Source organism: Rhodanobacter sp. FW102-FHT14D06 (assembly GCF_043950705.1).
Taxonomy (GTDB): Bacteria; Pseudomonadota; Gammaproteobacteria; order Xanthomonadales; family Rhodanobacteraceae; genus Rhodanobacter.
On sequence record NZ_CP170722.1, the window covers coordinates 1,292,317 to 1,304,139 of the forward strand.

Sequence of the window (11,823 nt, forward strand, 5' to 3'; positions counted from 1 at the left end):
GGCGGCCCGGGCCGGCGGTCGGCATCGCGCCGATGCCGCCGGTGCCCGTCTCAGAGGGTGATCGTGGCCTTCACGTAGATGAAGCGGCCACGCGGGTTGTAGGTGCTCATGTCGAAGTTGAGGTCGCCGCCGTTGACATAGGACAACGGCGGGTCCTTGTCGAACAGGTTCTGCACGCCAAGGGTGAAGGTCATCAGTTGCGAGCGCAGCGTATAGGCACCCCACACGTCATGGGTGATCTGCGCCGGGATCCGGCCATAGCCCGGCGCCGGGCCCTCGTCGGTGCTGCCGATGTAATGCATGCTCCAGTTCGCTGACCACAGGCCACGCGACCAGTCCACGGCGGTGTTCGCTTTCCAGCGCGGGAAACTCTCGCGCGCGATGTCCGATTTGCCGGCCCGCCTGGCCACGCGCACCTCCCCGCTGGGCAAGGTGTCGTAACGATCGAACGCGTTGAGGTAAGCCGCGTTGAACATCAGCCCGACATTGCCCGCCGCCATCGTCGGCAACTGGTAGCGCATGGTCGTATCGACGCCGCTGGCCTTGAGCCGGTTCAGGTTGATCGGGCCGTCGATCAGGTTGATGATCTCGCCGCTGGTGTCGCGCTTGATCAGGTTGCAGCGTTGACCGGTATTGGCGCACAAGTCGAGCAGGTTCTGCGAGCCGAAGCTGGAGATCGCCTCCTTCAGGTCGATGTCGTACCAGTCGACCGACCAGGTCAGGCCCTTGGCAAAGCTCGGCGTGTAGATGAAGCCGCTGCTGCGATTGACCGAGGTTTCCGGCCGCAGGTCGGGGTTGCCGCCCACGGTCGAGAGGATCGAGCCGCCCGAGTAGTTGCGCTGGTCGTAGCTGGTCGGCACCCCGGCACACCCGGGCTTGCCGGCGCCGCCGCCGTTGCAGGGGTCAACCGCCGGCAAGTTGGTCTGACGCAGGCCGGCGTAGAGTTCGTTGATCGAGGGCGCGCGAAAGCCCTGCGCCCAGGTGGTGCGCAGCATCAGGTCGTTCCACGGCCGCCAGACCAGGCCGAGCTTGCTGTTGGTGGTGTTGCCGAACGTGTTGTAGCTCGAGTAGCGCGTCGCGGCGGACAGCTCCAGTTGCTTGACCGCCGGAAGGTTCGCCAGCAACGGCACGTTGAACTCGACATAGGCCTCTTTCAGATCGTAGGAGCCGGCGGTCGGCAGACGCGGCGCCGAGGTGGTCTTGCGGCTGTAGGTGATGAACTGCGGCGTTTCATTGAAGTACGGGCTGGGCTGGTCGTAGCCCGATTCCTTGCGGTACTCCACGCCACCGGCGAACGCCAGCATTCCGGCCGGCAACTCGAACAGGTCGCCGGTGAGGTTGGCGGTGAAGTCGTGCTGTTTGGTGCCGTTGTGGTCGACGCCAGTGGCGCGGATGTAGTTGGCCATCTCCGGGGTGATGGTGCCGAAGATGTTCAGCGGCACGCAGTCGTTGGCCGCGCAGCGGGCGTTCGGGCCCAGTGCCAGCGCGACCTTGTCCAGATCGATCTGATTGGCGGAGGTCCACTTCGCCTTGTTCTGGGCATACGTATAGAAGCTGTTCCACGACCAGCCATTGGAGAAATCGCCTTCGAATCCGGCCGCCACACGCATCGTGTCAACGTTCTGCGTGTTGATGCGCGGCCCCAGCTCGGTGATCGTCCGCACCACCTCGAACTTGGTGCCCGTGCCCTGGAAGTCCACGCCGAACGGGTTGTACGGGTGGTCGGCCGGAATCGTCATGCCGTCGCCGCCGCGGATGCGTGGCGTTGCCGGCGGGAAGCGCTGGCTCGATTCGCGCGTGTTGTACAGGCCTTCGGTCACGAAGGTCACCGCATCACTGACGTGGAAGCGCAACTGGCCATACACGCCAGCCATGTCCAGGGGGCCGATCAAGGTGGTATCAGGCTGGTCGTTGTAGACATCGGTGGCCGGCACGTCCAGGCGAAAACCGCCGTTGCCGTCCGGCACGAACGCCTTGGTGCCGAAGCCATCCACCGGCGTGCTGTTGCGGAAACGGCCCGCCGGCGTGTTTCGGCTCAACCCTTGCAGCGGTACGCGCGAGAAGTCGCGATGGCCGGCAAGGATCTCGTTGCTGCCGGCGACCGTCGCCGACACCAGCGCCGAACCCCAGTCGCCGGACTTGCCCCAGAGGAAATCCTCGTTGTGTGTGAAACCGTCGCCCTTGTCGGTCTGGCCGACATAGCTGCTGGCCTTCAGCCCGTCGAACTCGCTGAAGGTGATGATGTTGACCACGCCGGCGATCGCGTCGGCGCCGTAGATGGCGGTGGCGCCGTCCAGCAGCACTTCGATCCGCTCGACCGCGGCCAGCGGAATCGTGTTCAGGTCGACAAAGTCGCGAAAACCGCGGGTACCGGCTCCGTTCACCCAGCGCCGCCCGTTGACCAGAACCAGCGAGCGGTTGGCGCCCAGGTTGCGCAGGTTCAACGAGCGGGAGCCATGGCTGGTGCCGCCCGAGCCGGTCGAGTTGAAGCTGGAACCTACCGATGGCAGCTCCTGCAGCAACTCGCCGACCGAGACCACGCCGGTAGCCTCGATCTCGTTGCGCTCCATGGTAAACACCGGGCTGGCCGCCACCTCGTCCTTGCGGCGGATGCGCGAGCCGACCACGCTGACCGTTTCCAGCGTCTTCGCCTTGTTCGCATCGCCGCTCGTCGTGTCCGCGGCGCTCTGCGCATCCGCGGTCGCCGGCATTCCGCCCGCCGCCAGCGCGCCCGCAATCGCCACCATCATCACACCCAGGCGCGGTACACGCCGTGACTCCCCCTTGCCAGCCATCTTGTTCATCACCCCTCCCGAAACCATGCGTGGCGACCAGTTCGCCGGAGCATCTGCCTTGGTATCGAGTAATTCACGCGGACTGAACATATGCAATCTTATCGAGTCCGGTAATGCGTCCATGCCATTTTGGTATGGCATGCGCAGGTACGCGAATAAGCTTGCAAGCGGCCCGGTGGACGTGGATAGCTGGGGCTGTCGGGTCCGGATCGAGCGAGGGGCGTCATGGTCGAGTCGTGCAATCTGCAGCGCCGGCGGCTGCTCGCCGCCCTGGCGATGACGCCGCTGTTGCCAGGCGTTGCCGTGCGCGCGGCCGAACGCCGCGAGCTGACCCTAACCCTCACCGGGCAGGCGCTGATCGCGCACGACCTCTGCCGCGAGCCCTACCCCGGCCTCGCCGAAGTGATCGCCCAGGTACGTCGCGGCGACGTCGCCATGACCGACCTGGAGACGCCCATACGCGTTGGCGCGTCGGGCGCACCGACTCGCCAAGGGCTGTTCCTGCATGCCGCGGGCCCCGACACCCTGCGCTGCCTGCGCTCGTTCGGCTTCGACATGCTGGCCCTGGCCAACAACCACGCCGGCGATTTCGGCCGTGCGGGCGTACTGGCCACCCGCAGCGCCGCGCAGCATGCCGGTTTCGCCACCGCCGGCAGCGGCAGTGACCTCGCCGAAGCCAGCGGTGCCGCCTGCTTCATCGCGCGCGGTCGCCGTGTCGCGCTGGTGGCCATGGCGGCCGGCAAGATCCGTCCGGGCGTGGCGGCAACAAGTTCAGGCGCCGGCATCAACGAGCTGCGTCTGACCGCAGCCGGCACACCCGACCAGGACGATGTGGAACGAATCCTTCAGTCGATCCGCGCGGCGGCCGGCACGGCCTTCGTCGTCGCCTGCCTGCACAACCACGATTGGCGCGGGGACATGCGCGTCACCCAGCCATGGGCGCGCGAATTCGCGCGGAGCTGCGCCGAAGCCGGTGCCGGCGCATTCTTTTCGCACGGCGCCCCGCTGCTGCACGGGATCGAGCTTCATCACGGGGTGCCGATTTTCCATGGCATGGGCAGCCTGATCTTTCATTCCCGCACCGAGCCCGGCTACTACCCGGCCGAGGTGTGGGAAAGCATGATCGCGCACCTTCATCGGCGCGATGGCTCGATGCGTCAGCTCGAACTGGTGCCGGTGGTGCTCAACGAGAGGGGCGACGATGCGAGTCGCCAGGACGAAACGCGGGGTCGCCCCAGGATCGCGCGAGGCGAGGATGCACAACGCATCCTCGCGCGCCTCCAGTCGCTCAGCGCGGTGCTCGGCACCTCGCTGCGCATTGCGGGAGAACGCGGCTGGATCAGCATGGATTGACCGTCGAAGGGGTCAGCCGCCCGACACCGGGAACGTCTGCACGTCGCCCTTGGCCGATTGGGCCGAAGCCGGTCGGCCCGCCCCCGGCTTGGCCGGGTTGCTGCCGCACTGGTAGGCGCCCCACGGCTGCGAGCCATCGGCCGGTTCGGCCAGCGGCTTGATGGTGTCGGCGTGCATCTTGGCCGCCTCGTTGCGCGCGAGCACTTCCAGTTCGTCGCGCACCTTGATGTCGTTGCGGTCGACCGGACCGACGCGGTTCATCACCGAGACGGTGACCTTGCCCAGTTCGCGGCAGCTGGAAACATCGCCGCTCCAGGCGGTGCGCACGTTCTTGCCGGCCGAATCCAGGGTGATGCCCCAACTGCAGGCGCCGAGCAACAGGATGGGGACGAGCAACAACAGGGTCTTGCGCATGGGTGGCTCCGCGGCAGGTCTTGAGGGCATGAAAAGAGGCCGGACCAGGACGGTCCGGCCTCCATCGTAACGCGCCGGCGCGCCGGCGTCCCTCGCTCCATCCGCCGCTTGCCGCGCCGGTTCAGCCGGCGCGGCAGCGCGACTCACTTCGCCGGCTTGGCCGCCACCGGCTTGCCGTCGGCGTCGAGCACCTCGACCGTGCCGAGCTTCAGCGCGCGGATCGGCGACTCGATCTTGGCCAGGTCGCCGACGATCACCCAGGTCAGCTGGTCCGGGTGGATGATCTCCTTCGCCGCAGCCTCCACCGACGCATCGGTCTGCGCCTCGATGCGCGACTTCAGGGTCTGCACGTAGTCATCCGGGCGGTTGTACTGGGCGATGCCCTGCATGGCGCCCATCACCGCCTGGGTGGTCTGGTACTGACCCGGCATGCTGCGCACGTCGCCGACCTTGATCTTGCTGATCTCCTGCGCGGTCAGCGGCTTGTCGCCGATCACCCCGCGCGCCTCTTTCAGCATCTCGCTGACCGACGCCGCGGTCTTGTCGGTCTGCACCGGTGCGTAGAGCATGAACGGGCGCTGCCCGACCGCGTTCTGCAGGAAGCTGAAGGCGCCGTAGGCCCAGTGCTTGTCCTCGCGCAGGTTCATGTTGAGGCGCGAGGTGAAGCTGCCGCCGAAGGCGCCGTTCATGGTCTGGATCTGCAGGTTGTTGGGCGCCTCGGTGGACGGCGCCAGACTGCCGGCGAGGATCAGGCTCTGCTGCGCTCCGGGGCGATCGACCAGGAACACGCGCACCTGTTCCGGCGGCGCGACCTTGCCGATGTTCTTGGCCGGCACCTTGCTCGCCGGCGCCTTCCAGTTGCCGAACACCGCGTTCAACTGCGGGATGATCTTCGCCATCGTGGTATCGCCGGCCACCAGGATCTTCATGTTGTCCGGGCGGATGTAGTCGGTGATGAACTGGCGCATGTCGGCATCGGTCAGCGACTTGATCGAGGCCTCGGTGCCGGTGCCGGTGAACGGGATCGCGTAGGCGTGGTCCTTGCCGTACAGCAGCGGCGGCAGGGTGCGCAGCGCGATGCCGATGGGCTGGCTCTTCTCCTGGGCGATGCCGGCCAGCCACTGGCCGCGCAGGCGGCTGACGTCGGCATCGCGGAACGCCGGGTTGCGCACGATGTCGGCGAACAGGTCGAGCGAGGGCTTGAGCTGGTCGTCCAGCGCATTCAGCGAGGCATTGCAGTAATCCAGCCCGCAACCGCTGGCGATGATCGCGCCCAGGCGCTGCTTGCGCTTGGCGATCTCGACCGAATCGAGGTCCCGGGTGCCTTCGTCGAGCATCGACATGGTGAAGCTGGAGGTGCCCAGCTTGCGGCCCTGGTCGGCCGCGTAACCGGCGTCGAACAGCAACTGCATCTGCACCGCCGGCACGCCGTGGCGTTCGGCCAGGACCACTTCGACGCCGTTGTCGAGCTTGCCGTGCTGCAGGGTCGGGAACGCGAGGTCGGGGAAGCTGGCGACTTCGGGCACGCCCTTGCTGCGATCGACGTCGCTGGCCACGGTCTTGTAATCGCCCTTGGGCGTGAGCACCGGCGCCGGCGCACCGGACGCGGCGGCCCGGCCGGCCACGGTGGCCATGTCGGCGTCCTCTACCTTGCCGGGCACCACGGTCAGGGTGTAGTCGCCCTTGGCGATCCACTGGTTCGCCACCGCCTTGACGCTCGCCGGCGTCGCCGCCATCAGGGTGCTGAAGTCCTTCAGGTAGTGCCCCGGATCGCCGTGGTACAGCTGGCCCTCGGCCAGGATCGAGGCCTGCGTGTTGACGCGCTCCAGGCCGCGCACGAAGGAGGCGCGGGTTTCGGTCTTGACCCGCGCCAGTTCGTCGGCGGTGGGGCCATCGTTGAGGAACTTCTGCCATTCGTCGGCGATCGCGGCCTCGACCTTGGCCGGGTCGACGCCCTTCTTCACGTCGACCTGCAACTGGAACAGGCTGGCCAGCGAATGCTGCTCGACGTAGACGGAGACGCTGTCGGCGAGCTTGTCCTGGTAGACCAGGCGCTGGTACAGCCGCGAGGTCTTGCTGCCGCCGAGCACGGCGGCGGCAAGCTCCAGCAGGTTCTCGTCATGGCTGCCGCGCGCCGGCACGTTCCATTCGCGGTAGATGCGGGTCTGCGCGACGTTGTCGGTCATCGTGCCGCGGGTGGACTTGTCGCGCGCGGCAATCCACGGCTGCGGGCGCGGCACCTGCGGACCGGCGGCGATGTCGCCGAAGTACTTCAGCATCTTCTCCTTCGCCACCGCCGGCGTGATGTCGCCGGCCAGCACCACCACCGTGTTGGCCGCGCCGTAGTAGTCGCGGAACCACTGCTTGACGTCGCCGAGCGAGGCGGCGTTCAAATCCGCCATCGAGCCGATGGTGTCGTGATGGTAGGGATGGTTGGCCGGGAACGCCTCGGCCTGGATCAGTTCGCTGGCGCGGCCGTAAGGCTGGTTTTCGCCCTGGCGCTTCTCGTTCTGCACCACGCCGCGCTGTTCGTCGAGCTGCGGCTGGCCGATGGCACCGAGCAGGTGGCCCATGCGGTCCGATTCCATCCACAGCGCCATGTCCAGCGCGGTGGTCGGCACGGTTTCGAAATAGTTGGTGCGGTCGAGCCAGGTGGTGCCATTCTGGTCGGTGGCGCCGGCCAGCTCGAACGGCTTGAAGAACTCGTCCTTGTGATTCTCCGAACCCTGGAACATCAGGTGCTCGAACAGGTGCGCGAAGCCGGTCTTGCCCTTGGGCTCATAGGAGGAGCCGACGTGATACCACACGCTCACCGCCACCACCGGCGCCTTGTGGTCTTCATGCACCACCACGGTCAGGCCGTTGGGCAGCACGAAACGGGAATAGGCCAGGTCGGGGATCTGCTGCGTCGCTGCAGCGGCGGCCTCGACCGCCTGCGCGGGGGCGGCGACCAGCAGTGTCGGCGCGGCGACCCCGAACGTGAGCAAGCCGGAGATGAGCAGGGCAAGCGGCGTTTTTTTCACGGTGAACCTCCTGTTTTCGCGAATGGTCCGGGCAGGCTACCCGGCCGCGCCCGGGCATCGCAAATGACTTGTGGCACGGTCGACGGCCCGTGCGGTGGCGCGGGGCACCGCTGTCCGGGCGCCACCGGACGACTGTCCGCGGACAACGGCCGGGGTGTCGAGGCGGCTATCTAAACCTTGAAAAATCAGCATGTTGGCCGCATATCCAGGCGTGGCACAGGGATTGCTTTCATCGGGCTGCAGGGCTCACTTACGCATCGGAGATGTAACCGTGAAATTCGAGACTTTCATGCTGCACGGATTGTTCATTGCCAGCCTCGTGGTGTGCGGCCTCATCCTCGCCGCCATGCTGACCACCACGACCGCCACGCCGCCGGTCGAGCTCGCCCACGACGGCGGCATCGCCACCATCCTGCTGGCCGCGCCGAGCAGCTGCGCGCTGCCGCCGGACGGCGTGGTCTGCCCGCGCGTGGCCAGCTGAGCATGGCGCAAGCGATAATGCGTGGATGCTCCATGTCATCCTGCATCGCCCCGAGATCCCTCCCAACACCGGCAACGTGATCCGTCTTTGCGCGAATACCGGCGCGGCACTGCACCTGGTGCGTCCACTGGGCTTCGAGCTCGACGACGCCCGCCTGCGCCGCGCCGGGCTGGACTATCACGAATACGCCAGCGTCGCGGTGCACGAGGACCTGTCCGCCTGCCTCGCCGCGCTCGGCGCGCCACGCGTGTTCGCCTTCACCACGCGCGGCAGCGTGCCCCACGTCGACGTGCGTTTTGCCGACGGCGACGCGCTGCTGTTCGGCTGCGAAACCGCCGGCCTGCCGGACGACGTGCTGGACACCATCCCGCCGACACAACGCCTGCGCCTGCCGATGCGCCCGCACAGCCGCAGCCTGAACCTGTCGAACACCGTCGCCGTGGCGGTCTACGAGGCCTGGCGCCAGCTCGGTTTCGCTGGTGAGAGCCGGGAATAGGGAATCGGAAAGGCACGGGCAAAAGCGGCACCGTCCGCGGCCTCTTCAAACCAGAGAAAGAACGCTCTTCCGATTCCCTATTCCCGACCCCCGGCAGCGCCCAAGCGCTGCCCGAGGCGCCGCCCCGCTACAATCGGCGGATGAACGCTGCCACCCCCAACGCCTGGATGCCGCAACCTCTGCGCAAGCTCGCCGGGCGAGCGCTGGAAACCGCGCTGAACCACACGCTGTCGCTCGATCCCGACACGCAGCAGCGGCTGACCGCGTTGAACGGTCGCAGCGTGCAGTTGCATCTGCGCGGGCCGGAGTTGGCGCTGGCCATCACGGTCGATCAGGCGCACCTGAAAGTCGGCCCGCCGCGCGACGACAGCCAGCTGAAGGTGGCCGCGACGCCGGGCAGCCTGCTGGCGATGCTGCTGCGCCGCGACGACGACGGCATCGCGCCGGGCAAGGTGGAGATCGCCGGCGATGCCGAACTGGCGCGCCGCCTGGAAAAACTGGCCGGCAAGTTCGCGCCGGATTTCGAGGAGGCCTTCGCGCGCAGTTTCGGCGACGTGCTCGGCGTGCCGCTGGCCAGGGCCGTGCGCAAGGGCCTGGCGCATGCCCGCGAAAGTGGCGCCCATCTCGTCGAAGACGCCGCCGACTGGGTGCGCGACGAAACCCGCGTGGCCCTGGCGCCTGGCGAAGTCGACACCTTTCTCGACGAAGTGGACAGTTTGCGCGAACACAGCGAACGACTGGCCGCACGCGTGCAGCGGCTGGCGCGGCAACTGCAGGGCGACGCCGCGTGACGCCGCTGCGCGTGGTGCCGCGCCTGCTGCGAGTGGCCTCGGTGCTGCTGGCATGGCGGCTGGATGAACTGGTCGACGCCGCGCACCTGTTCCGCCCGCTGAAACTGCTGCGCCCGCTGCTGGCGCGACCGCGCGCCGACGTGGCCAGCCTCTCGCGCGGCGAACGCCTGCGCCGGGCGCTGACCGAGCTGGGGCCGATTTTCGTCAAGGCCGGCCAGGTGCTGTCGACCCGCCGCGACCTGGTGCCCGCCGACATTGCCGACGAACTGTCGCTGCTGCAGGACCAGGTGGCGCCGTTCCCCGGCAGCGAGGCGCGTGCCATCGTCGAGCGGGAGCTGAAACTCCCGGTTGGACGTCTATACGCCCAATTCGACGAGACGCCGCTGGCCTCGGCCTCGATCGCCCAGGTGCATGCCGCCACCCTGGCCGACGGCCGCGAGGTGGTGGTGAAGGTGCTGCGGCCGGGCATCGACGCGCAGATCGCCCGCGACGTGAAGCTGCTGCGCTCGCTCGGCGAACTGGCCCAGCGCTGGCACCCGAATGCCGACAAGATCCGCCCGCTCGACGTCGTCGCCGAAGTCGAGAAGATGCTGGAGAACGAACTCGACCTGCAGCGCGAAGGCGCCAGCGCCAGCCTGCTCAAGCGCAACTTCGCCAGCGGCGTGGACCTGTACGTACCGGCGGTGCACTGGGAACTGACCGCCTCGCGCGTGCTGACGCTGGAGCGCGTGCACGGCATCAGCAGCGACGACATCGCAGCGATCGACGCCGCCGGGCTCGACCGCAAGGCACTGGCCGCCAAGGGCGTGCGGGTGTTCTACGAGCAGGTGTTCCGCGACAATTTCTTCCACGCCGACGCCCACCCCGGCAACATCTGGGTGGACCCGTCGCGCCTGGACGAGCCGCGCTTCATCGCGCTGGACTTCGGCATCATGGGCTCGCTGCCCGAGGCCGACCAGTACTGGCTGGCGCAGAACTTCATCGCGCTGTTCGAGCGCGACTACGCCCGCATCGCGCAACTGCACGTGGCCGCCGGCTGGATGCCCGCCGACGTGCGACTGGACGAACTGGAAGCCGCCGTGCGCACCGTGTGCGAGCCGTATTTCACCCGCCCGCTGTCGCAGATTTCGCTGGCCGAGCTGGTGGTCAAGCTGTTCCAGACCGCGCGCCGCTTCGAGCTGACCCTGCAGCCGCAGCTGATCCTGCTGCAGAAGACCCTGCTCAACATCGAGGGCGTCGGCCGCATGCTCGATCCGGAGATCGACATCTGGGCAGTCGCGCATCCGGTGCTCAAGCGGATCCTGCGCCAGCGCTACAGCCCGCTGCGCACCCTGCGCGACGTGCGCAAACGGTTGCCCGAATGGCTGCACCACGCGCCGGAGTTTCCCGACCTGGTACGCGATGCGCTGCGTCAGATCGGCCGCGGCGAGCGGCGTGAGCCAGCCGATCCGCTGGCCCTCGGACTGGCGCAGGAGAATGCCCGTCGCCAGCACAGGACGCTGGCCTGCAGCCTGCTCGGCAGCGCACTGCTGATCGGCGCCGCGCTACTGTGGACGCTGGCCCCGCAACACGGCATCTGGCCGCCGCTGGGCGCCGGTATCGCCGGTTTCCTCTCCTTCGCCATCGGCTGGCCGCGCTCGCGTTGACCGTGCAGGAGCCCGCTCGCGGGCGATGCTTTTCACGGGCACCCGCAGCATCGCCCGCGAGCGGGCTCCCACGAATAACCAGGGCGCGGAAGCTCGAACGCATGATCGACATCCTCTACCAGGACGACGCGCTGATCGCGGTGAACAAGCCCGCGAACCTGGCCGTACACCGCTCGACGTTCGTGGGGCCCGCCGACGCGTTCCTGATCGACCTGCTGCGCGAGCAGGTCGGCGGCAACGTGTACCTGGCGCACCGGCTCGACCGCGCCACCAGCGGCGTGCTGCTGGTGGCGCGCAGCAAGGAGGTCGCCGCCGCGCTTGGCGAGCAGTTCATGCAGCGCGAGGTGCACAAGCAATACCTGGTGGTGGTGCGCGGCTGGCCGGAGCCGGCCGAAGGCGTGATCGACTATCCCCTGCCCGGCTCGCGCGAAACCGGCCCGCGCCGCGAAGCGCGCACGCGCTACCGGCGCCTGGCCACGATCGAGCTGCCGATCGCACTCGGCCGCTACCCGCAGCAACGCTACGCACTGCTGCTGGCGGAGCCTGAGAGCGGCCGCTTCCGCCAGATCCGCAAGCACCTGGCGCACATCCATCACCCGGTGATCGGCGACTGCCAGCACGGCCGCAGCGACCACAACCGCCTCTACAAGCAGCACTTTGCCTGCCACCGGATGCTGCTGCACGCGTGGCGGCTTTCGTTCGCGCATCCGGTGAGTGGCGCGCCGATGCAACTGGAGGCGCCGCTGGACGAGGCATTCGCGCGATTGCTGGCGCAGTTCGGCTGGGGCTTGAAGCAGGAGTGAGTGAAGAGAAGTGAGGAGTGA

At 67.8% G+C, this 11,823-nt stretch carries 9 protein-coding genes; 6 read left to right on the plus strand and 3 right to left on the minus strand.

Annotated features, from left to right (window positions below):
- Positions 1-50 precede the first annotated feature (50 nt).
- The gene (locus ACFCQI_RS05965) at positions 51-2,804 is read right to left on the minus strand and encodes a TonB-dependent receptor (protein WP_395120486.1); all 2,754 of its coding nucleotides are present in this window, start codon (positions 2,802-2,804) and stop codon (positions 51-53) included.
- 216 nt (positions 2,805-3,020) lie between these two features.
- Here ACFCQI_RS05965 and ACFCQI_RS05970 point away from each other — a divergent pair, with 216 nt between their 5' ends.
- Positions 3,021-4,148 (plus strand): CapA family protein, encoded by a 1,128-nt coding sequence (locus ACFCQI_RS05970; protein ID WP_395120488.1) that lies wholly within the window; start codon positions 3,021-3,023, stop codon positions 4,146-4,148.
- A gap of 12 nt (positions 4,149-4,160) precedes the next feature.
- Here ACFCQI_RS05970 and ACFCQI_RS05975 read toward each other — a convergent pair whose 3' ends face one another.
- Complete coding sequence (locus ACFCQI_RS05975; protein WP_395120489.1) at positions 4,161-4,562, minus strand: DUF4156 domain-containing protein; 402 nt, start codon at positions 4,560-4,562, stop codon at positions 4,161-4,163.
- Positions 4,563-4,705: 143 nt separating this feature from the next.
- Positions 4,706-7,585: a M16 family metallopeptidase gene (locus tag ACFCQI_RS05980; protein ID WP_395120491.1), complete on the minus strand. Its 2,880-nt coding sequence runs from the start codon at positions 7,583-7,585 to the stop codon at positions 4,706-4,708.
- Between the two features lie 271 nt (positions 7,586-7,856).
- Here ACFCQI_RS05980 and ACFCQI_RS05985 point away from each other — a divergent pair, with 271 nt between their 5' ends.
- The 5 genes from ACFCQI_RS05985 to ACFCQI_RS06005 all read left to right on the plus strand — a co-directional run bounded on the left by ACFCQI_RS05985 (position 7,857) and on the right by ACFCQI_RS06005 (position 11,802).
- Entirely contained in the window at positions 7,857-8,066 is a 210-nt protein-coding gene (locus tag ACFCQI_RS05985; protein ID WP_395120492.1) for a hypothetical protein, read from the plus strand.
- A 25-nt stretch (positions 8,067-8,091) separates the two neighbouring features.
- Positions 8,092-8,562, plus strand: coding sequence for a tRNA (uridine(34)/cytosine(34)/5-carboxymethylaminomethyluridine(34)-2'-O)-methyltransferase TrmL (trmL, locus tag ACFCQI_RS05990; protein WP_395120493.1), 471 nt, complete (start codon positions 8,092-8,094; stop codon positions 8,560-8,562).
- A gap of 140 nt (positions 8,563-8,702) precedes the next feature.
- Positions 8,703-9,353 carry an SCP2 domain-containing protein gene (locus ACFCQI_RS05995; RefSeq protein ID WP_395120495.1) on the plus strand — a complete coding sequence of 217 codons (651 nt, stop codon included), beginning with the start codon at positions 8,703-8,705 and terminating at the stop codon, positions 9,351-9,353.
- Entirely contained in the window at positions 9,350-10,999 is a 1,650-nt protein-coding gene (ubiB, locus tag ACFCQI_RS06000; RefSeq protein ID WP_395120497.1) for a ubiquinone biosynthesis regulatory protein kinase UbiB, read from the plus strand. Before ACFCQI_RS05995 ends, ubiB begins: the two co-directional genes overlap by 4 nt.
- 101 nt (positions 11,000-11,100) lie before the next feature.
- Positions 11,101-11,802 carry a pseudouridine synthase gene (locus ACFCQI_RS06005; protein ID WP_395120499.1) on the plus strand — a complete coding sequence of 234 codons (702 nt, stop codon included), beginning with the start codon at positions 11,101-11,103 and terminating at the stop codon, positions 11,800-11,802.
- Positions 11,803-11,823: the final 21 nt, after the last annotated feature.

What these genes read in the sequence shown, in the direction of transcription:
- ACFCQI_RS05965 (WP_395120486.1), bottom strand. Translation starts at nt 2,804, where the DNA reads ATGAACAAGATGGCTGGCAAGGGGGAGTCACGGCGTGTACCGCGCCTG.
- ACFCQI_RS05970 (WP_395120488.1), top strand. Translation starts at nt 3,021, where the DNA reads ATGGTCGAGTCGTGCAATCTGCAGCGCCGGCGGCTGCTCGCCGCCCTG.
- ACFCQI_RS05975 (WP_395120489.1), bottom strand. Translation starts at nt 4,562, where the DNA reads ATGCGCAAGACCCTGTTGTTGCTCGTCCCCATCCTGTTGCTCGGCGCC.
- trmL (WP_395120493.1), top strand. Translation starts at nt 8,092, where the DNA reads ATGCTCCATGTCATCCTGCATCGCCCCGAGATCCCTCCCAACACCGGC.
- ACFCQI_RS05995 (WP_395120495.1), top strand. Translation starts at nt 8,703, where the DNA reads ATGAACGCTGCCACCCCCAACGCCTGGATGCCGCAACCTCTGCGCAAG.
- ACFCQI_RS06005 (WP_395120499.1), top strand. Translation starts at nt 11,101, where the DNA reads ATGATCGACATCCTCTACCAGGACGACGCGCTGATCGCGGTGAACAAG.